The 19,826-nt window shown below is 72.8% G+C and carries 14 protein-coding genes; 7 read left to right on the forward strand and 7 right to left on the reverse strand.

Annotation, left to right across the window (positions count from 1 at the left end; genetic code table 11):
* Positions 1 to 451: 451 nt before the first annotated feature.
* From ACWCPI_RS35950 to ACWCPI_RS35965, 4 genes are all read left to right on the forward strand, one after another.
* Positions 452 to 4,723 (forward strand): HAMP domain-containing protein, encoded by a 4,272-nt coding sequence (locus ACWCPI_RS35950; protein WP_451042164.1) that lies wholly within the window; start codon positions 452 to 454, stop codon positions 4,721 to 4,723.
* Between the two features lie 76 nt (positions 4,724 to 4,799).
* Positions 4,800 to 7,331, forward strand: a complete 2,532-nt coding sequence (locus tag ACWCPI_RS35955; protein WP_451042165.1) for a SpoIIE family protein phosphatase — start codon at positions 4,800 to 4,802, stop codon at positions 7,329 to 7,331.
* A gap of 141 nt (positions 7,332 to 7,472) precedes the next feature.
* The gene (locus ACWCPI_RS35960; RefSeq protein ID WP_451042166.1) at positions 7,473 to 8,030 is read left to right on the forward strand and encodes a Dps family protein; all 558 of its coding nucleotides are present in this window, start codon (positions 7,473 to 7,475) and stop codon (positions 8,028 to 8,030) included.
* Between the two features lie 43 nt (positions 8,031 to 8,073).
* The gene (locus ACWCPI_RS35965; RefSeq protein ID WP_451042167.1) at positions 8,074 to 8,598 is read left to right on the forward strand and encodes a hypothetical protein; all 525 of its coding nucleotides are present in this window, start codon (positions 8,074 to 8,076) and stop codon (positions 8,596 to 8,598) included.
* A gap of 45 nt (positions 8,599 to 8,643) precedes the next feature.
* Here ACWCPI_RS35965 and ACWCPI_RS35970 read toward each other — a convergent pair whose 3' ends face one another.
* The 3 genes from ACWCPI_RS35970 to ACWCPI_RS35980 all read right to left on the reverse strand — a co-directional run bounded on the left by ACWCPI_RS35970 (position 8,644) and on the right by ACWCPI_RS35980 (position 12,102).
* On the reverse strand, positions 8,644 to 9,264 hold the full coding sequence (locus ACWCPI_RS35970) for a dihydrofolate reductase family protein (RefSeq protein WP_451042168.1): 621 nt from the start codon (positions 9,262 to 9,264) through the stop codon (positions 8,644 to 8,646).
* 36 nt (positions 9,265 to 9,300) lie between these two features.
* On the reverse strand, positions 9,301 to 11,427 hold the full coding sequence (locus tag ACWCPI_RS35975) for an MMPL family transporter (protein WP_451042169.1): 2,127 nt from the start codon (positions 11,425 to 11,427) through the stop codon (positions 9,301 to 9,303).
* A gap of 162 nt (positions 11,428 to 11,589) precedes the next feature.
* The gene (locus ACWCPI_RS35980) at positions 11,590 to 12,102 is read right to left on the reverse strand and encodes a MarR family winged helix-turn-helix transcriptional regulator (RefSeq protein WP_451042170.1); all 513 of its coding nucleotides are present in this window, start codon (positions 12,100 to 12,102) and stop codon (positions 11,590 to 11,592) included.
* Between the two features lie 158 nt (positions 12,103 to 12,260).
* Between ACWCPI_RS35980 and ACWCPI_RS35985 the strand changes: the two genes are divergently transcribed.
* Positions 12,261 to 13,634 carry a cryptochrome/photolyase family protein gene (locus tag ACWCPI_RS35985; RefSeq protein WP_451042171.1) on the forward strand — a complete coding sequence of 458 codons (1,374 nt, stop codon included), beginning with the start codon at positions 12,261 to 12,263 and terminating at the stop codon, positions 13,632 to 13,634.
* A 16-nt stretch (positions 13,635 to 13,650) separates the two neighbouring features.
* Here ACWCPI_RS35985 and ACWCPI_RS35990 read toward each other — a convergent pair whose 3' ends face one another.
* Positions 13,651 to 14,892: an NAD(P)/FAD-dependent oxidoreductase gene (locus tag ACWCPI_RS35990; RefSeq protein WP_451042172.1), complete on the reverse strand. Its 1,242-nt coding sequence runs from the start codon at positions 14,890 to 14,892 to the stop codon at positions 13,651 to 13,653.
* Between the two features lie 163 nt (positions 14,893 to 15,055).
* Positions 15,056 to 16,228 carry a MerR family transcriptional regulator gene (locus ACWCPI_RS35995; protein ID WP_451042173.1) on the reverse strand — a complete coding sequence of 391 codons (1,173 nt, stop codon included), beginning with the start codon at positions 16,226 to 16,228 and terminating at the stop codon, positions 15,056 to 15,058.
* A 164-nt stretch (positions 16,229 to 16,392) separates the two neighbouring features.
* Between ACWCPI_RS35995 and ACWCPI_RS36000 the strand changes: the two genes are divergently transcribed.
* Positions 16,393 to 16,983: a sigma-70 family RNA polymerase sigma factor gene (locus ACWCPI_RS36000; protein ID WP_451042174.1), complete on the forward strand. Its 591-nt coding sequence runs from the start codon at positions 16,393 to 16,395 to the stop codon at positions 16,981 to 16,983.
* 194 nt (positions 16,984 to 17,177) lie between these two features.
* On the forward strand, positions 17,178 to 17,510 hold the full coding sequence (locus tag ACWCPI_RS36005) for a DUF3140 domain-containing protein (protein ID WP_451042175.1): 333 nt from the start codon (positions 17,178 to 17,180) through the stop codon (positions 17,508 to 17,510).
* 38 nt (positions 17,511 to 17,548) lie between these two features.
* Here the strand turns inward: ACWCPI_RS36005 and ACWCPI_RS36010 are convergent, their stop codons facing one another.
* Together ACWCPI_RS36010 and ACWCPI_RS36015 are read right to left on the reverse strand one after the other, a co-directional pair.
* Positions 17,549 to 19,105: an FAD-dependent oxidoreductase gene (locus tag ACWCPI_RS36010; protein ID WP_451042176.1), complete on the reverse strand. Its 1,557-nt coding sequence runs from the start codon at positions 19,103 to 19,105 to the stop codon at positions 17,549 to 17,551.
* On the reverse strand, positions 19,102 to 19,821 hold the full coding sequence (locus ACWCPI_RS36015) for a methyltransferase domain-containing protein (protein WP_451042177.1): 720 nt from the start codon (positions 19,819 to 19,821) through the stop codon (positions 19,102 to 19,104). The genes ACWCPI_RS36010 and ACWCPI_RS36015 overlap by 4 nt, the downstream gene beginning before the upstream one ends.
* Between the last annotated feature and the right edge of the window lie 5 nt (positions 19,822 to 19,826).

Raw genomic sequence — 19,826 nt, forward strand, 5'->3', positions numbered from 1 at the left:
CACCGCCTGCCCCCCCCCCCCCCGCGCCCCCCCGCCCCCGCCCGGTCCCCCCCCCCCGGCGGCTTCTCCCCCGCGGGGGGGGGGGGCGGGGGGGCGCCCCCCGCCCCGCCACCGGCGTACGGCTGCCCCGGCCGGTCCCGGGCTCGCGGTACTCCACGCGGCACCTGTCGCCGGGGGGCTCCACACGTGCCGTCGCCCAGGCGATGCCGAACCTGTCCCACTACCTCGTATCCCCGCGGACATGCCTGCCGGGCGGCGTTTCTTGGCCCAACCGGAACCTTCAGGCCAGGCTTTTGTTGTCGCACGACAACTGAGTTAACCTTCACGAGATTTTCTCAACCGGCCGGTGCCGTGAACAGCGGAAACACGGACGGTAAGGGGGCCCTTCGCGGCCCGGCGCGGTTCCGAGTCCCCGGTGCGGGGGCTCTTGGGGAGCGGAACGAGGGTGCGCATGACCAGCAAGATGATCGACGTCGTCGACGTGTCGCCGGGCGAGCAGGAGCTGCGGCAGCTGCTGGCCGGACTCACCGCCGTACGCGACGGCGACTTCGGCACTCGGCTGCCGGCCGACGGTGAGGGCCTGCTCGGTGACATCGCCACGGTCTTCAACGGCATGGTCGACCAGCTGTCCGTGTTCACCTCGGAAGTCACACGGGTGGCGCGCGAGGTCGGGACCGAGGGCACCCTGGGCGGTCAGGCCGAGGTGCCGGGCGTCTCGGGCACCTGGGCCGATCTGACCGACTCGGTCAACGCGATGGCGGGCAACCTCACCACCCAGGTGCGCGACATCGCGCAGGTGGCGACCGCGGTCGCCAAGGGTGACCTGTCGCAGAAGGTCGACGTGCCCGCACGCGGCGAGATTTTGGAGCTGAAGGAGACCGTCAACACGATGGTCGACCAGCTCTCCGCCTTCGCCGACGAGGTCACCCGCGTCGCCCGCGAGGTCGGCAGCGAAGGCCGCCTCGGCGGACAGGCCCAGGTGCCCGGCGTCGGCGGTGTGTGGCGGGACCTGACGGACTCGGTCAACTTCATGGCGGGCAACCTGACGTCCCAGGTCCGAAACATCGCCCAGGTGACGACCGCGGTCGCGCAGGGCGACCTCTCCCAGAAGATCACCGTGGACGCACGCGGCGAGATCCTTCAGCTCAAGAACACCATCAACACGATGGTCGACCAGCTCTCCGCCTTCGCCGACGAAGTCACCCGCGTGGCCCGCGAGGTCGGCACCGAGGGCCGCCTCGGCGGACAGGCCGACGTCAAGGGGGTGAAGGGCACCTGGCGGGACCTGACGGACTCCGTGAACTTCATGGCGGGCAACCTCACCGCGCAGGTCCGTAACGTCGCCCAGGTGGCGACGGCCGTCGCGCAGGGCGACCTCTCCCAGAAGATCACCGTGGACGCACGCGGCGAGATCCTGGAGCTGAAGACCACCATCAACACGATGGTCGACCAGCTGTCCGCCTTCGCCGACGAGGTCACCCGCGTGGCCCGCGAGGTCGGCACCGAGGGCAATCTGGGCGGCCAGGCGATCGTCCGGGGCGTCTCGGGGACCTGGAAGGACCTGACGGACAACGTCAACGTGATGGCGTCGAACCTGACCGGTCAGGTCCGCTCGATCGCCAAGGTGGCCACGGCCGTCGCGCGCGGTGACCTGTCCCAGAAGATCACGGTCGAGGCCAAGGGCGAGGTCGCGGCCCTGGCGGACGTCATCAACACGATGGTCGACACGCTGTCCGCGTTCGCGGACGAGGTGACCCGCGTGGCCCGCGAGGTGGGCACGGAGGGACGCCTCGGAGGCCAGGCGCACGTGCCCAACGTGGCGGGCACCTGGAAGGACCTCACCGACAACGTCAACTCCATGGCCAACAACCTCACCGGGCAGGTGCGCAACATCGCCCTGGTGACGACGGCGGTGGCCAACGGCGACCTGTCGAAGAAGATCGATGTCGACGCGCGCGGCGAGATCCTGGAGCTGAAGACCACCATCAACACGATGGTCGACCAGCTGTCGTCGTTCGCCGCCGAGGTCACCCGCGTCGCCCGCGAGGTCGGCAGCGAGGGCCGACTCGGCGGACAGGCGGAGGTCGAGGGCGTCGAGGGCACCTGGAAGCGGCTGACCGAGAACGTGAACGAACTTGCCGGGAACCTCACCCGTCAGGTCCGTGCGATCGCCGAGGTCGCGAGCGCCGTCGCCGAGGGCGACCTGACCCGCTCGATCACCGTGGAGGCGTCGGGCGAGGTCGCCGAGCTCAAGGACAACATCAACTCCATGGTGGAGTCCCTGCGGGAGACCACACGGGCCAACCAGGAGCAGGACTGGCTGAAGACCAACCTCGCCCGGATCTCCGGGCTGATGCAGGGCCACCGGGACCTGCCCGTCGTCGCCGAGCTCGTCATGGACGAACTCGCGCCCCTGGTCTCGGCGCAGTACGGCGCCTTCTACCTCGCCGAGGACGCCGAGCGCGGACCCGAGCTGCGGCTGGTGGGCTCGTACGGCTATCCCGACGACGTCGACCGGCCCGACCGCATCCGCGTCGGGCGCTCCCTGGTCGGGCAGGCCGCGCGCAACCGCCGCGCCATCACCGTGGAGGAGCTGCCGCCGGGCTATGTGACCATCTCCTCCGGTCTCGGCCAGGCCGTGCCCAGCGCCCTGACGGTGCTGCCGATCGTCGTCGAGGACCAGGTGCTCGGTGTCATCGAGCTGGGCTCGGTCACCCGCTTCACCCAGATCCACCAGGACTTCCTCGCCCAGTTGATGCCGACCATCGGCGTCAACCTCAACACCATCGTGGCCAACGCCCGCACGGACGAGCTGCTGGACGAGTCCCAGCGGCTCACCGCCGAACTCCAGGCCCGGTCCGAGGAGTTGCAGGTCCAGCAGGACGAACTCCAGCGTTCCAACGCCGAACTGGAGGAGAAGGCCTCCCTGCTGGCCTCGCAGAACCGCGACATCGAGGCCAAGAACCTGCAGATCGAGCAGGCACGGCAGGAACTGGAGACCCGCGCGCAGGAGCTGGCGCTGGCCTCGAAGTACAAGTCGGAGTTCCTGGCGAACATGAGCCACGAGCTGCGCACCCCGCTCAACAGCCTGCTGATCCTGGCCCAGTTGCTGGCCCAGAACCCCTCACGCAACCTCACGCCCAAGCAGGTAGAGTACGCGGGCATCATCCACTCGGCGGGCTCGGACCTGCTGCAGCTGATCAACGACATCCTCGACCTGTCGAAGGTCGAGGCCGGCAAGATGGACGTCGCTCCCGAGCGCATCCCGCTGCGCCAGCTGCTGGAGTACGTCGAGGCGACGTTCCGGCCGATGACGACACAGAAGAGCCTGGACTTCACCGTGGCCACCGCGCCGGGCACCCCCGCCGATCTGCTCACCGACGGCTCCCGGCTGCGGCAGATCCTGCGCAACCTGCTGTCGAACGCGGTGAAGTTCACGGAGCAGGGCCAGGTGGAGCTGCGCATCGAACCCGCCGCGGACCGGGAGGTCCCGGTGGGCGTCCTGCGCGGCGGCCCCGTCGTGGCCTTCCGTGTGAAGGACACCGGCATCGGCATCCCGCAGCAGCAGCTGGAGACGATCTTCGGGGCGTTCCAGCAGGCGGACGGCACGACCAGCCGCAAGTACGGCGGGACCGGCCTCGGTCTGTCGATCACCCGGGAGATCGCCCATCTGCTCGGCGGCGCCGTCACCGTCGACAGCACCCCGGGCCAGGGCAGCACCTTCACCCTCTACCTCCCGGTGACGCGCGCGGACTTCGAGGACCTGCTCGCCGGAGGCGGTGCCCAGACGGAGCAGCCGCACGCCACCGCCCCCGAGCTCCCGTCGACGGCCTCCGCGGAGACCGCTCCCGTCAGAACTCCCGAGCAGCGCAGGCGCCGCCTGCTCGTCGTGGAGGGCCGCCCCCGCGGGCTGCTCACCCTGGTCGCCGAGCGTGCGGTGGCCGACATCGTCACCGACCCGCACGACCCGCTCGGACAGATCGACGTGATCACGGCGGTCGGCGCACAGGAAGCGGCGAGCACACTGGCCGCCGAACCGTGCCACTGCGTGGTCCTGGAACTCGACATGCCCGACGACGAGGGCGCGCGTCTGCTGCAGGCCATGGAGGGCGACTCGGCACTGGCGAGTGTCCCGGTGCTCGTGCACACCGGGCACCACGCCGACCTGGCGCAGGAGCAGTCGCTGCGCTCCCGCGCGGACGGCCGCCCGCTGGACTTCCTCTCCAGCCTGGACGAGCTGCGCGAGCGCATCACCCTGCATCTGTCCGCCGAGGAACCGGGGGACGTGTTGTCCCTGGTGCGCGGCGAGGAGCCGCAGCGCTCGATGACGCAGATCGTCGACGACGCCTTCCGCGGGCGCACGGTGCTCGTGGTCGACGACGACGCGCGCAACCTCTTCGCGTTGAGCGGGGCGCTCGAACTGCACGGCTTCCGCGTGCTGCACGCGGACAACGGCCGCAGGGGCATCGAGACGCTGCTCGCCCACGAGGAGGTCTCGCTGGTCCTGATGGACGTGATGATGCCCGAGATGGACGGTTACGCCGCCACCGCGGAGATCCGTGCGATGCCCCAGTACGCGAACCTGCCGATCATCGCGGTCACCGCCAAGGCCATGCCCGGCGACCAGGAGAAGAGCCTGGCGTCCGGAGCCGACGACTACGTCACCAAGCCCGTCGACACCAACGACCTCATCAGCCGCGTCCAGCACTGGCTGTCCGTATGAACGGCAGCCGCGCGACCGCGCGCGTCGGTCGACCGCCCGGCGTTCTCGGACGCCCGAGCCGAGAAGCAGGGCAACTGTGAGCAATCCCCATCAGCCGACCGAGCCGGAGAGCCGCGGCGCTGCGGTGTCCGGCGACCCGCCTGCCGAGGACCCGGCCACGGGCGGGGAACTCCTGCCCGCCGACCGGCCGACCTCGGTCCCCGCCGCCCGCCCGGGCGACGACCGGGCCGGGGACGGTGTGGCGGCTCACGACAAGGACGGTCACCCCTCCCCCGTCGGCAGGCTCGCGGCGACCGTGGACCGGTTGCGCCGGGAGGTGCGGGCGGCCCAGGCGGAGGCGGACGGGCGGGCCCTGATCGAGCTGGCCAAGGGCATCCTGGTCGAGCGGCTCGGGTGCGGGCCGGCTCAGGCGGCACGGCAACTGGCCGAGCTGACCGAGCAGGCGGGCATGACACCGCTCGAATTCGCCGTCGAGGTCATCAACCAGGCTTCACGTGACCGGCTCTCCGAGGTGACGACGGCTTTCCTCGCGGCCACGGTGGATGCCACCGACGCCGTCGAGGCACCGTCGAGCGTCTCCTCCGCCGTACGGCTCCGGGCCGCCGAGAGCGGGGCTCTGGCCGCCCACGACGCCCAGGCCGTGGCCGACTCCCTGATGGAGCACGCTCTGCGGCCGCTCGGTGCGGAAGCCGTGGCCATCTGGGCGCTGGACGGTGACGGCTCGCTCACCCTGGCGGGCAGCGCCGGGTTCTCGGCCGCCGAAGCACGGCGCTGGCGCTATGTGCCGCCGGGTGTGGCGACCGTGGCGCGTCGCGGCCTCGGCGAGCGGACGGGCCATTGGATCGACTGTCTGTCGGCGACCGGGCTGCCCTCCGTCGGCCAGCACCAGTACCCGGACGGCGGCCGGGTCGCCGTACCCGCCGGGACCGCCGGACGGATCCACGGCGTGCTGGAGATCGTCTGGCCGAAGCCGCTGGAACCGCAGCCCCCGCAGATCGTCCGCCAGGTGGAGGCCCTGGCCGAGCTGTGCGCGCACACGCTGGAGACCTCCGCCGCGCGCCACCCCGACGACGAGGTGCGGCCGGCCGTCCTGCCGGACGTCGCCGAGCTGATGGACCTGGCCGACGGTCTCCACGACCCCGCGCTGGTGCTCGTCCCGCACCTGGACACCGCCGGCGAACTGGTGGACTTCCGCATCCACCACGTCAACAGCCGCTTCCTCGACCCCACCGGTCGGCCGCGAGGCGTGGTCAACGGCTCCCTGCTGCTGGAGGCGTACCCGCTGGTCGCCGGCGAGAGCGAGCTGTTCGAACAGATCGAGCGGGTGTACGCCACGGGCGAGCCGTTCCGCGCCCACCGCATGCGGCTGACGGCACTGGTGGACGACGTCCCACTGGCGGCGGTCGCCGACATCAACATCAGCCGGCACGGTGGCAGTGTCCTGCTCATCTGGCGCATAGAGGACGAAGCGGCACGGCTGGCGAGCCTGCTGCAGCACGCCCAGCGCCTCGGCCGCATCGGCGGCTTCGAGGAAAACGTCCTCACCGGCGAGATCACCTGGAACGTCCAGCTCTACCACCTCTACGGCAGGCCCACCGCCGACGCTCCGATCCCGTTGGAGGACCTGCCCGCCCACGCGCACCCCGATGACGCGGTCGCCATCGGCAGGTTCCTGCGCACGCTGCTGCACCACCGCCGCCCGGCGTCCACGGCCTTCAGGCTGCAGCGGCCCGACGGCGTGACCCGGCACATCCGCGTGGTGGCCGAGCCGGAGCTCGACTCCGACGGCCGGCTGTTCGTCGTACGCGGCGCGTACCAGGACATCTCCTCCCACCACTGGACGGAGGTCGCGCTCGCCGCCACCCGCGACCAGCTCGCGCACACCGAGCAGCAGGCGATCGAACGCGCGCGGCTCGCCCTTCAGCTGCAGCACGCGATCATGCCCCCGGAGCAGGGCCCTCTGGAGGCCCCCGGCCTGCGGGTGGCCGTCCGCTACCGGCCCGCGGAGACCCAGCAGCTCGTGGGCGGCGACTGGTACGACGCGGTCGTACTGCCGTCCCGGCTGGTGCTGCTGTGCGTGGGGGACGTCGCCGGACACGGCATCGAGGCGGCCACCAGCATGGTGGTCCTGCGCAACGCGCTGCGCGGCCTCGCGGTGACGGGTGCCGGACCGGCCCAGCTGCTGGCCTGGCTCAACATGGTGGCCCACCATCTGACGGGCGGGGTCACCGCCACCGCGGTCTGCGGCCTGTACGACCCCGACCGCCGCACCCTGCGCTGGGCCAGGGCCGGCCATCTGCCGCCGGTCCTGGTGCGCGACAGCGAGGCGGCGCCGCTGCCCTTGGTCAAGGGCCTGCTGCTGGGCGCTCTGCCCGAGGCGACGTACGAGGAGCACGAGGTCCAACTGGCCGTCGACGACACCCTGCTGATGTACACGGACGGTCTGATCGAGCGCCGTGACCGTTCCGTGGAGGAGTCACTGACCCAGCTGCTGGCGGCTGCCCGCAAGGTCCCGCCCACGCTCGAACAGCAGCTGGACCGTCTGCTCACCTACAGCAGGTCCGACACGGACGACGACACCTGCATCGTGGGTGTGCGGGTGGCCTGAGCGCGACGCCGGTGGTGACGCGGGACGGTGGTGACGCGGGACGGTGGTCCGTTCGGGCGGTGATAGCCACATCACAGGTCTGTGCGGGCGAAAGCAGGGCACCTGAACTCCGACTTCACCTACGGAGAAGGAGTAGCGAACGTGGCGAAGGACCTCACCCCCAAGTACACGGTGCCGGGCATCGAACGCGAGGCGGCCGGTCGGCTCATCGACGTCCTCCGCCTGCGGCTGCACGCCCTCAACGACCTCCATCTGACGCTCAAGCACGTCCACTGGAACGTCGTGGGACCCCACTTCATCGCGGTGCACCAGATGGTCGACCCGCAGGTCGACAGGGTGCGTGACATGGCGGACGACGTGGCCGAGCGCATCGCGGCGCTCGGCGGGGTCGCGCAGGGCACCCCCGGCTCGCTGGTCGCCGAGCGGACCTGGGACGACTACTCGATCGGCCGCGAGGACGCGCTCGCCCACCTCGGTGCCCTCGACATCGTCTACACCGGTCTGATCGAGGACGTCCGAGCCGCGATCAAGGTCGTCGGGGAGATCGACCCGGCGACGGAGGACCTGCTCATCGAACAGCTGCGGGACCTCGAACAGTTCCAGTGGTTCGTCCGGGCCCACCTGGAGAACGCCGGCGGCGCACTGACGACGGCTCGGGCGGGCACCGAGGAGGATGCCGCCAGGGCCGCCAAGGGGTGACGCGCCGGGCTTCCCGGCCGGGTGTCGGATATGTTCCCGAGCCATGACTCAGTACGTGGGGCCGCTGGAGAAGGTCGACGACCAGTGGGTGATCGGGGATCCGACGCGGAAGGAAGGGCTGTACGTGGTGCTCACTCCGGTGGGGGTGGAGCACCGCCGGCGCGGGGGGACGGCGCCCCTGCTGACCGTTCCGTGGTCCCGGTTCCTGGAGCTGAGGGTGCGTGCCGCCTACCGGAGGTGGCAGCTCACCCCGCTCGGGGGGCTCGCGGGAGCGGCTCAGCCGGGCGCCGACATGGGCCGTGACGGCTGCTCACTGCAGGGCATCGTCCGGAATCCGTACGACCTGTGGAAGGTGCGGTACACGCACCACCTGCGCACCTACAAGGCCGGCCACGTCATCGTGCTCAAGGCCCTGTTCGACCAGCTCACCGAGGCGAAGGCGCTGGACCGGCTCGGCGATCCCGAGTGGCTGGGCGCGGCGGTCGCCGAGCTCTCGTCGTACACCTCCTGGTACGCCCCCGAGGGAAACCGTCTGGTGGAGGCGACCCTGCGGAGCCTGGGCACGTGAGCGGCCCTCCCGGGACACGGTGACCTGCGGCGGCACCCCCGGGGATCAGGACCGGACACGGTAGGTCAGGTGCGTGACCAGGCTCGCCGCCCGCGATCCCACCTGCTCCAGGTTCAGCGGCGGGACGCCATCGAACAACCGCGTGCCGGCGCCGAGCGTGAGCGGCACGATGTGCAGCCGCAGCTCGTCGACCAGGCCGGCGGCGAGGTACTGGTTGATGGTGGTCGCGCCGCCCTGGATGCCGACATCGCCGCCGTCGGCCGCGGCGCGGGCCTGTGCCAGCGCCGACTCGATCCCGTCGGTGACGAAGACGAACGTGGTGCCGCCGTCCATCGGCTGCGGCTCGCGCGCGTGGTGGGTGAGCACGAACACCGGCGCGTGGAACGGCGGCAAGTCGCCCCACCAGCCGTTCCACCGCCGGTCCCACTCGCCGCGCACCGGGCCGAACATGTTGCGCCCCATGATGAAGGCGCCGGCGGCACCGAGCTGTTCCACCTCGGCCCGGTTCTCGTCGGGAGTGTCGAACATCCAGGCGTGCAGCCGCTCGCCCGTGCCGTCACCGCCGTCGTCGCCGAACGGGCGCTCCTCGCTCTGGCCGAGCCCGGCCGAGTACCCGTCGACGGAGATCGTGATGTCGCAGATCACCTTGCCGATGTTTCCGGTCATGGGCCCAGCATGCCGCGGTCCGGCTCCGGTGGCCGGTCACGTCAGGAGCGACGGCCGCTTTCCCCGGGCGTGGTCGGCACCGGCCGTCGCGGCGGCCCGGCCGGTTTCGCTCGGCCACCAGGCCACCCTCCCGAAATCTCGGGCCAGTGCCGGCACCAGCAGGGAGCGCACCACCAGCGTGTCGAGCAGCACGCCGAAGGCGACGATGAAGGCGATCTGGACGAGGAACGCCAGCGGGATGACGCCGAGCGCCGCGAAGGTGGCGGCCAGGACGACCCCGGCGGAGGTGATCACCCCGCCGGTGGCGACCAGTCCGCGCAGCACGCCCTGGCGGGGGCCGTGCCGCAGGGTCTCCTCCCGTACGCGGGACATGAGGAAGATGTTGTAGTCGACGCCCAGGGCGACCAGGAACACGAAGCCGTACAGCGGAACGGACGGGTCCGTGCCCGTGAAGCCGAACACGTGGGTGAAGACGAGCGCCGAGATGCCCAGCGTGGCGAGGAAGTTGAGGGCCACGGTGGCCACCAGCAGCACGGGCATCAGCAGCGAGCGCAGCAGCACGGTCAGGATCAGCAGGATGATGGCGAGGACGACGGGGACGATGAGGGTGCGGTCCCGTTCGGCGGTGCGCAGCGTGTCGTACTGCTGGGCGGTGTAGCCGCCGACGAGGGCGTCGGCGCCGGGTACCGCGTGCAGGGCGCCGCGCAGCCGCTCGACGGTGTCCTTGGCCGCGTCGCTGTCGGCGGCCGCGCGCAGGGTGACGTCGACGCGGACGCGGCCGTCGACGATCAGCGGGGTGCCGCCGGGTCGTCCGGAGGCGCTCACCGCGACGGCCGAGGCGACGCCGTCGGTCGTACGGGCCGTGGTGACGACCCGGTCCAGGCGGTCGGCGTCGGCGACGACCACGGTCGGGTTGCCGGAGCCGCCCGGGAAGTGCTCGGCGAGGGTGCGCTGGGCGGACACCGAGGGTGCGTCGTTGACGAAGGTCTCGTCGAGCGGGACGCCCCTGGGGGTGAGGGTCGGTGCGAAGGCGGCGCAGGCCAGCAGCCCGGCGAGCGAGACCGCCCACACCGTGCGCGGTGCCCGGTCGACGAGGGCCGCGACCCGGCGCCAGACGCCGCTGCCGCCGGCACGGCCCTCAGCGGACGGGGGCTTGGCGGGCCAGTAGGCGGCGGGGCCGAGCAGTACGAGGGCGGCGGGCAGGAAGGTGAGCGAGCCGACCACGGCTGCGGCGATGCCGATGGCCCCCACCGGTCCGAGGGCCCGGTTGTTGGTCAGGTCGCTGAGCAGCAGGGCCAGCAGGCCCGCGGCGACGGTCGCCCCGCTGGCCACGATGGCGCCCCAGGACTGCCGCAGCGCGGCCCGGGCGGCGGCGAACCGGTCGTCGTGCCGGGCCAGTTCCTCCCGGAAGCGGGCGCTGAGCAGCAGGGCGTAGTCGGTGGCCGCGCCGATCACCAGGATGGACAGGATCCCCTGCACCTGGCCGTCGACGCGGACCACGTCGCGGTCGGCGAGCGCGTAGACGACGGCGCAGGCCAGACCCAGGGAGAAGACCGCACCGAGGATGATCAGGAAGGGCAGCAGCACGCTGCGGTAGACGAGCAGGAGGATGGCCAGGACCGTCACCAGGGCGACGGTCAGGAGCAGTCCGTCGATGCCGGCGAAGGCGTCGGACAGGTCTGCCTGGCTCGCGGCGGGGCCGGCCAGCACGACCGTGGTGCCGGGGACGCTCTCGGCGGTCGTGCGGATGCTCTCCAGCGCGCCGGGCAGGTCCTCGCCGAGGTTCGGGCGCAGGGGTATGACGCCCTGCAGGGCCTCGCCGTCCTCGGAGGGGACCGCCGGTGAGATCCGGCCCGCCACTGCGGGGGCGTTGGCGAGGGAGGCCAGCGCGCGTGCGGCGGCGTCCCGGCGGTCGGTCACCGCGGCCCCGTTCTCGTCGGTCCAGACAACGACGGCGGGCAGTGTCTCCTTCTGCCGGAACGCCCGCTGTGCCTCGACGACCTCGGTGGACTCCGCGCTGCGCGGCAGGAAGGCGGCCTGGTCGTTGGTGGCGACCTCGCCGAGCCGGCCGGCGAAGGGCCCGAGGGCTCCGCCGATGCCGAGCCAGGCGATGAGCAGGAGGACGGGGACGAGCCGGCGGGCCCGCCGTGCGGTGAGGGACATCGTTCTCCGGTTGCGAGGTGAGGTGCGGGAGGAGGGAAGAGGCATGTAGCTCGACAATAAAGTATCTCAATCATCGAGCTAACAGCCTTCGGCCGGTCCTCATGGGCACCGATGCCTCCGCCGCGGCGCCGCCGGCGGATGCATCCGACGGCGCTCCGCCGATCAGGGCCTGAGCCGGCCCATCTCCTCGTTCATCGCGGCCAGGAAGCGCAGCACGGTCGCCAGTTCGTCCTCGGTGAAGCGCTCACGCGCCGCCTGGGTCGCCTGTGCCAGCGGGCGGAAGTATGTGCGGGCCGCCGACCTGGCGTCGGCCGCGTAGTGCAGGTGCACGACCCTGCGGTCGGCGCTCTCCCGGACCCGGCGGATGTGTCCGGCGCGCTCCAGCCGGTCGACGCACGCGCTGACCGCGCCCGAGGTGAGCCCGAGGTGCTGCCTGAGGCGACTCGGCGTCATGGGCTCCTCGGCGTCCAGGATCGCCGCGAGCGCCTGGACGTCGGTGGCGTGCAGGCCGTGGTCGCCCGCGAAGCCGTGCACGAGGCGGTTGATCTCGCCGTTCATACGGCGCAGTTGCACGGCGAAGTCCTGGAGGTCACCGCCCGCGCGCCCCCGCTCGGGCACCACCCGCCCGGCCGCCGTCTCCCCCGCCCTGCGCTCGGGTCCTTCTCTTCCTGCCACGCGAGCAGCCTATAGAAGCCGCCGCATCCGAGACGGCGCGGCCGGTGGAAGTAGTGATCGACCGGTGGAAGCAATGAGCACGGGGAGCGCGGCCCGTCCGCCGGCGCTCCTTCCTGCCGCGACCGCTCGCTTTCTCGTCTCCTCCTGGAGTGCGCGCCATGAACGTCTCAGTCGTCCTGTTCACCTCCGACCTGCGGTTGCACGACCATCCGCCGCTGCGGGCCGCGGGCGACGGCAACGGGCAGATCGTGCCCCTGTTCGTCCGGGACCGTGCCGTGGACGCCGCCGGTTTCGCCGTTCCCAACCGGCTGGCGTTCCTCGCCGACTGCCTGCGTGACCTGGACGGGGCACTGCGGGAGCGGGGCGGGCGGCTGATCGTCCGCTCCGGTGATCTCGTCGAGCAGGTGTGCCGGGTGGTGACCGAGGCGGACGCCGACGAGGTGCACATGGCGTCCGAGGCCAGCGCGCACGCCCACCGCCGTGAACGGCGACTGCGGCGGGCGCTCGAAGCACAGGGGTGCCGCCTGCACGTCCACGACACGGTGACCACTGCGGTGGCACCGGGTGGCGTGACGCCGGCCTCCTCGGACCACTTCGCCGTCTTCACGCCGTACTTCCGCCAGTGGTCGGCGCAGCACCTGCGCGGCGTCCTCGGCGCGCCGCGCGTGGTTCGGGTCCCGGACGCGGTGACCTCCGAGCCGCTGCCCTCCCGCGCGGACCTGCGGGGTCTGTCGGAGGGCCTGGCCCCGGGCGGTGAGACGGCGGGCCGCAGGCGGCTGTCGCACTGGCTGCGCGGGGGCGTCACCGCGTACGAGGACCGGCACGACGACCTGGCCGCGGACGCCACGTCCCGTCTCTCACCCCACCTGCACTTCGGGACCCTCTCCCCCGTCGAGGTGGTGCACCGGGCGCGCGCGACCGGGGGGCCCGGAGCCGAGGCGTTCGTACGGCAGGTGGCCTGGCGTGACTTCCACCGCCAGGTCCTGGCGGCCCGGCCGGACGCCGCCCACCGCGACTACCGCACGCGGGGCGACCACTGGCGGTCGGAACAGGAGGCCGAGGCGGACGTGGCGGCCTGGAAGGAGGGCCGTACGGGCTACCCCGTGATCGACGCGGCGATGCGTCAACTGCGTCACGAGGGATGGATGCACAACCGTGCCCGACTGCTGACCGCGAGCTTCCTGACCAAGACCCTGTACGTCGACTGGCGGGTCGGCGCCCGCCACTTCCTGGACCTGTTGGTCGACGGGGATCTGGCGAACAACCAGCTCAACTGGCAGTGGGTCGCGGGAACCGGAACCGACACCCGGCCCAACCGGGTCCTCAACCCCCTCATCCAGGCCAAACGGTACGACTCCGACGGCGGCTACGTCCGGCGCTGGGTGCCCGAACTCGCGGGTCTGGACGTCCCCGCGGTGCACGAACCGTGGAGGCTGACCGGCCTGGACCGCGCGGAGATCGACTACCCCGAACCGATCGTCGGCCTCGCGGCCGGCCTGCGGCGGTTCCGCGAGGCCCGCGAGCGCGCCTGACCGGCCGTCACCGCGGCTACCGGCCCAGGTCGCGCAGGACCTCACGTGCCGCCCGGGCCCCGGAGGCCATCGCGCCCTGCGCCGAGCCGGTGGCCCGATGGTCCCCGCATACGTAGCGGCGGCTCGCGAAGCGGGAGGTGCGGCTCAGCGGCTGGGGCGGCCGCATGACGGGCAGGGCCGCGGCCACGGTACGCACGGCCAGCAGGTCCCAGTCGCCGGTTGCGGCGCGGTAGGCCTCGGCCAGTGCCGCGCGCACGGCGTGCTCCCGGCCGTCGGCGTCCGCGCCGAGCACGGATGTGCAGACGAGCGCCGCGCCGGAGGGTGCGTAGCCGGGGACCACCTCGCTGAGGACACAGGTGTTGAGGAAGCGCAGCCGTGTGTCCACGAGGAGCGTCGGCTCGCCGAGCGGGGAGCGCGGGGCGACGTGGTAGTAGCTGGTCACCGTCCGGTAGGCAGGCACGTCCAGTCCGGGCAGGAGAGTGGCCGCCGCTTCGGGACCCGTCGCCACCACCACGGCACGCGCGGCGAGTTCCTGACCGGCCGCCGTGGCCACCGCGTCGTCCGTCAGCGAGGTCACCGGTGTCTGAAGGCTCACGGTGCCGGTGGGCAGCCCTGCGGCGAGGGCTGCGGGCACCGCCCCGATCCCGGCGGCGGGCAGACAGAGCGTGCCGCGCAGCATGCTGCGCCAGACCAGGTGGAAGAAACGGCTGGACGTCTCCAGTTCGTCCTCCAGGAACACCCCCGACAGGAACGGCCGGAGCACGGCCTCGACGAACTCCTCGGAGAGCCCGGCGTCCGCCAGTGCGGTGCGGGTGGCGCGGTCCTGCGAGCGCTTCACCAGGCGCACCGGAGCGAGCATGTCCCGCGCCGACAGGACGCCGAGGGCCATCAGATCGCGGGGGCCGGCGAGACGGCCCGGCACCAGATCGGGCAAGGCACTCGGGCGTCGCGTGGGGTCGCTGAAACGCAGGCGCCCGTGGTCGCCATGGACCAGGAAGCCCGGGGTGAACGGCCGCAGCCTCAGATCCCGCAGCCGCAAACGGCGGCGGAGCTGCGGATAGGAGGTGTTGAACACCTGGAAGCCGCGGTCGATCACGAAGCCGTCCACGTGGTCGGAGCGCATGCGCCCGCCCACCCCGTCGGACGCCTCCAGCACACGCACGCCCAGCCCGGCCGCGAGCAGGTCCTGCGCGCAGGCCAGGCCGGCCACCCCCGCGCCGATCACGATCACGTCGGTGCTCGCCCGGGACCCGGACACGGCGTTCTCCCTCGCTGTCGCACACCGGGCGTGCCGGTGGCCCTCGCTCGTGCGCCGCGGCGCACCCGTCACCGTTCGATTCCCCCTCCGCGCGCCCCGCGGATGCGCCCGCGCCCCGGTTCACCCGGCCTGCCCGGTCACCCCGCCCGGTCGGCGGACCCGCCTACTCGACGGCCCCCTGAAGCCGACCGGCGTCGGCGAGGACGTCCAGCGCGTCGCGCAGGCTGGACGGCCTGAGCATCCCGGCGGCGGAGCGCCCGGCCCACCCGTTGCCCCCGAGGAGTACCAAGGGCTGACTGCGGGCCCCTCGAACGCCCCACTGGGCGGCGGCGACATGCCGGGCCAGGGGCAGGCTCGCCGTGGACCGGGCCTGCGCCCACAGGACCACGGCCGCCGGCCCGATGCGCCGCACCGCCGCGGTGAGCGCCTCGACGGGTACGGCCGCGCCGAACATGCGCGTGGAGACGCCCTGTTCGCAAAGCGCCGCGTTCAGGGCCTCCAGGGGAAGCGTGTGCTGCTCACCGGGGACACAGGCCAGGACGACCGGTCCGGAGCCGTCCCCCTGCCGGGCCACAGACCGTGTGCAGCGCCGCAGCACGGACGAGACGTGCCACGACAGCAGGTGCTCGACCTCGACGTAACGGTCCCCGGACGACGCCCACTTGCGGCCCACCGCGTGCAGCGTCGGCACCATCACCTCCTGCCACGCCACCACCACTCCGTGCCGGTCGACGGCGGCGGCGAGCTGGTCCTCCACCGCGGGCGCGTCGAGCCGTACGGCGGCGCGTGCCAGCCCCCGGCACTCCTGACGCACGTCCCCCAACGGCAGGGCGCCGGCCGCGTGTGAACGACCTCCTGCCGGGGCGGCGGCGGGTGGGGCCGAGGGGCCCGGCGGCCGGGCGTGCGACGGTCCGGGGCGGTCCTCGGGTGCCTCGGGCGAGGGGTTCCCGGGTGCGGGAGCCCCGGGCGCGGGAGCCCCGGCCGGGAGCGCGGAGCCGCCCTGCTTGGCCACCCGGGCGGCCTCGGCGGGCGGGACACCGGCCGAGGTGAGCCGGCACATCGTCTCCAGGACCGCCACGTCGTGCGGGCTCCATCGCCGGTGCCTGCCGCCGCCCTGACCTGCGGGGCCGATGCCGTAGCGGCGGTCCCAGGAACGCAGGGTGGTGGGCGACACCCCGATCCGGCGAGCCACGGCCCCGGTGGCCAGCGGCGCCTCGGGGACCGGGGCGGCGGGCGCGGGACGGCCGCCCGCACCCTTGCCGCCGTTCCTGCCGTTCGCGCTCCCGCCGGTCGTGCCGCTGCCGCGAGAAGCGTTTCCCACTGCGGATCCGTCCATGTCCTCCAGTATATCGATGCAGAAACGATGCGAGTTGTCCGAGCATGAGGACCGCACGCACGATGGCGGGACCTGGAAGTCCGAGACGTCCCCATCCGACCGGCGGCGGGAACCACCGACCGCCGAGCGCCGGGGCGGATCCGGTCCGAGCGAGGAGCCGTCCGATGAATCCGCAGCACCGCACTCCCTTGTGGATGCCGGCCGAGGAAGACTACGGCGACGAGGAGCTGGCGCGGGGCCTGGTGGCCGGCGACGAGGCCTGCCTGGCCGCCGCCTACCACCGCTGGTCGGCGATGGTGCACACGCTCGCCTGGCGTTCCCTCGGGGACGCCAAGGAGGCCGAGGACGTGGCCCAGCAGGTCTTCCTCGGCGTCTGGCGCGGACGCCACGGCTTCCGGCCCGAGCGCGGCACTCTCGGCGGCTGGATCGTGGGCATCACGAAGCGCAAGATCGCCGACGCCCTCGCCGCCAGGACCCGCCGCAGCGACCTGATCGCCTCGGCCGGCTCGGCGCCGGAGCTGTCCGACGGCGCCGTCGGCCGGCCGGAGGCGGCCCTGGACCGGGTACTGGTCCGGCACGCGCTGGCCGGACTGCCGGCACCGCAGCAGCGGGTCCTGCGGCTGGCGTTCTTCGAGGACCTGACGCAGACACAGATCGCCGAGCGCACCGGGTGGCCGCTGGGCACGGTCAAGAGCCATGCCCGGCGCGGGCTGCACCAGCTGCGTCGATGCCTGGAGCCGGAACTCGTGGGCTGAGACCCCCGCGGCCGGCTCCTCGTGCAAAACGATGCACAAACGATGCAGGGAAATCGACACCGTTCGGCGAAGGGTTCAGCGACCAGTGTCCCGACGCCTCCCACGGCGGAGTCGGGCTGCACGGCGGACCCGGAACCCTCACCCTGGAGCAGCGAAGAGACCGACCGAAACGGTGGCTACGGAAGTGGGGCGCAGTGGACGACGAAGAGCGCGAAGCGATCCGGGACCGGTTCCGTGAGCTGGTGAACATGACGCCGGCCGAGCTGGAGAAGTGGCTGGAGACCGACGAGTCACAGAGCTCCGGCCAGCACCCGGACGGCGGGGAGTCGACCGGGCATGCCTCCGGCCGCCGCATCGTGGAGATCCTGAGGACCAAGAAGGGCGACCTGTCGGACGACGACTACGCGCACATGCGCAAGGTCGACGGTTACATCGGCCGCCATCTCGCCCAGCGGCCTTCAGGCGACGTGACGGACACCCGTTGGCGCCACTCCTTGATGAACTGGGGACACGACCCGCTGAAATGACATCGGCCGCTCCTGGACGGCGCGGTGCGCCGGTGCGTTCACCCGCTCACCCACCCGGCCATCCCCCGCAGCAGCGCGCTGCGCCCGCGCCGGGGCACCGTCCACAGGGTCTGACCGCGCACCCCCCACCGCTGCAGCAGGGCGTTGGCGGCCAGAAAGCCCGTGGTCGCCGCACGTTCCATCAGCGCCACGGGCAGGTCGGTACGCACCACGTCCCCGGCGACCACCACGCGCGGGTCCGGGGTGCGGACGGTGGGCCGGTCGGCGTAGCCGCCCACCGGGAACAGCGGGCAGTCGTCGCGCCACTCGTGGCGGACGTCGACGACACGGGCCGTACGCGTCTCCGGGCACACCCACCGCAGCTGCTCGACGAGGCGCTTCTCCTCGACTTCGCGGACCGCTCCCGGCGGCAGCGCATAGGCGTGCAGTTCGACGACGGACCCTCCCGTGCGGTCCGCCCAGCGGGCCGCCTCGTCCTCCCAGCGCTCCAGCACGCTGACGTTGTCGAGGCTTGCGAAGCCGCTGGTGCCCTGGAAGCCCGGCCGGTGGGACGCGACGGGCCGGTCCAGCCACAGTCGGGTCACCAGGAAGGGCGGGGCGTTGCGCAGCCGCGCGATGCGTCCGCGCCACGCCTCGTCCCCCAGCCGGCCGGAACGCGCGACGAGGCGACGCAGACCGGCGGGGTCGAGGGCGAGGACGACGCTGTCGTGGCGCCGCTGGTCGCGCTCGGTCACGACCTCGAAGCCGCCGTCGCCCCGCGGGGTGATCCGCTCGACGGCGGTGCGGACGCGGACGTCGGCGCCGTGCGAGCCCAGGTATTCGGCCAGCGGGTTCCACAGGGCGGCCGGGAAGGGGGCTGCGGGCACGTCGAACAGCAGTCCTTCGGCCGAGCCGAGGAAGTAGATGTGGAACATCAGGGCCATCTCCGCCGCCGACAGCTGCCGCGGGTCCGCGAAGAAGCTGCGGGAGAAGACCTCGAACGCCAGATGGCGGGCCCGGGCGGGGAATCGGACCGCTTCGAGGAGGTCGTGGGCGCTGGTGGAGTCGAGGCGTGCGTACACCTCGGGGACGCGGACGTCGAGCAGCGGCAGGGCCGCGACCGGGTCCAGCGCGCGAAGGTCCCGCAGGCCGAAGGAGGGGCTCAGGGCGACGAAACCGAGGGCGCTCAGCGGCGGGGTGCGCGGGACGTGCCGGAAGCTGTCGCGCAGTCCGCTGCCGTGGAGCAGCGGGTAGTCCGGCAGACCCGTGAGCCGCTCCAGCCCCGGATCGGTCCGGCGCAGCAGGCCCCGCAGGTTGTAGTACTGGCGGAAGAAGGCGTGGAAGCCGCGGCTCATGGTCACCGTGGTGCCGTCCCGCAGTGCGGTCGGCCAGCCGCCGACGCGTCCGCCGAGGTAGGGCTGCCGCTCGTACAGCGTCACGGCGACGCCGCGTTCGGCCAGGGCGGTCGCCGCGGCCAGCCCGGCGATGCCGCCGCCGATGACCGCGGTGCTGGGCGGGGGGCCGTCGACGCGCTCCGCGCCCGCGGGCGCCGGCAGCACACATGCCCGGCGGTCCCGGCCCCGGCGGGCGCCGTCCGCGCGGCGTGGGGCGGTCATCGTACGGTCTCCGCGCGACGGGCGACGAAGGTGTGGGTGATGCCGGTCTGCCAGCCCGGCAGCGGCAGGGACCGGACGCGCTCGAAGCCGGCCGCTCGCACACGCCGGGCGAAGCGGTCGGCGGTGTCGAACCCGACCACGCTGCGCCACAGGTGGCGGTACAGCTCGCCGTCGCCGAGCACGGTCGCCGCCGGCTGGACGATCCCCCGGCAGACGGCCGTCCACACCACCCGGTCGACGCGGCGGCCGCTGAGGGTGTACTCGTGCACGCCGAGCCGTCCGCCGGGCTTGAGCAGGTCGCGCGCGAGGGCGAGTACGGCGTCGGGGTCGGACACGTTGCGGAAGAGGTACGCGGCGAAGACGGCGTCGAACGGTCCGCCGACGCCTGCCGGGGTGAGGCGTTCGACGGGGGTGTGGACGAAGGTCACCCCGTCCGCCCAGGGCTTGAGCGCGGCCCGTCGCAGCATGCCCGCGGAGGCGTCCACGGCCGTGACGGCCGCGCCCGGCAGGACCGAGCGAAGCGCGGCGGTGGACGCGCCCGTTCCGCAGCCGAGGTCCAGCAGGCGCAGCCCCTCGCCCCGGCCGGGCAGGCCGAGCCTGCGTGCCGAGCGCCGCAGGTGCGCGTGGTAGCCGGGGTTGGCGGCCACCAGGGTGTCGTAGCCGCGGGCGGCGTGGTCGAACGCGGCGGCGAGGTCCTCGTCGCGCAGCAGGGTCATGCGGT

It is taken from the genome of Streptomyces sp. NPDC001920, assembly GCF_053594495.1.

What these genes read in the sequence shown, in the direction of transcription:
- ACWCPI_RS35950 (WP_451042164.1), top strand. Translation starts at nt 452, where the DNA reads ATGACCAGCAAGATGATCGACGTCGTCGACGTGTCGCCGGGCGAGCAG.
- ACWCPI_RS35965 (WP_451042167.1), top strand. Translation starts at nt 8,074, where the DNA reads ATGACTCAGTACGTGGGGCCGCTGGAGAAGGTCGACGACCAGTGGGTG.
- ACWCPI_RS35970 (WP_451042168.1), bottom strand. Translation starts at nt 9,264, where the DNA reads ATGACCGGAAACATCGGCAAGGTGATCTGCGACATCACGATCTCCGTC.
- ACWCPI_RS35975 (WP_451042169.1), bottom strand. Translation starts at nt 11,427, where the DNA reads ATGTCCCTCACCGCACGGCGGGCCCGCCGGCTCGTCCCCGTCCTCCTG.
- ACWCPI_RS35985 (WP_451042171.1), top strand. Translation starts at nt 12,261, where the DNA reads ATGAACGTCTCAGTCGTCCTGTTCACCTCCGACCTGCGGTTGCACGAC.
- ACWCPI_RS35995 (WP_451042173.1), bottom strand. Translation starts at nt 16,228, where the DNA reads ATGGACGGATCCGCAGTGGGAAACGCTTCTCGCGGCAGCGGCACGACC.
- ACWCPI_RS36000 (WP_451042174.1), top strand. Translation starts at nt 16,393, where the DNA reads ATGAATCCGCAGCACCGCACTCCCTTGTGGATGCCGGCCGAGGAAGAC.
- ACWCPI_RS36010 (WP_451042176.1), bottom strand. Translation starts at nt 19,105, where the DNA reads ATGACCGCCCCACGCCGCGCGGACGGCGCCCGCCGGGGCCGGGACCGC.
- ACWCPI_RS36015 (WP_451042177.1), bottom strand. Translation starts at nt 19,821, where the DNA reads ATGACCCTGCTGCGCGACGAGGACCTCGCCGCCGCGTTCGACCACGCC.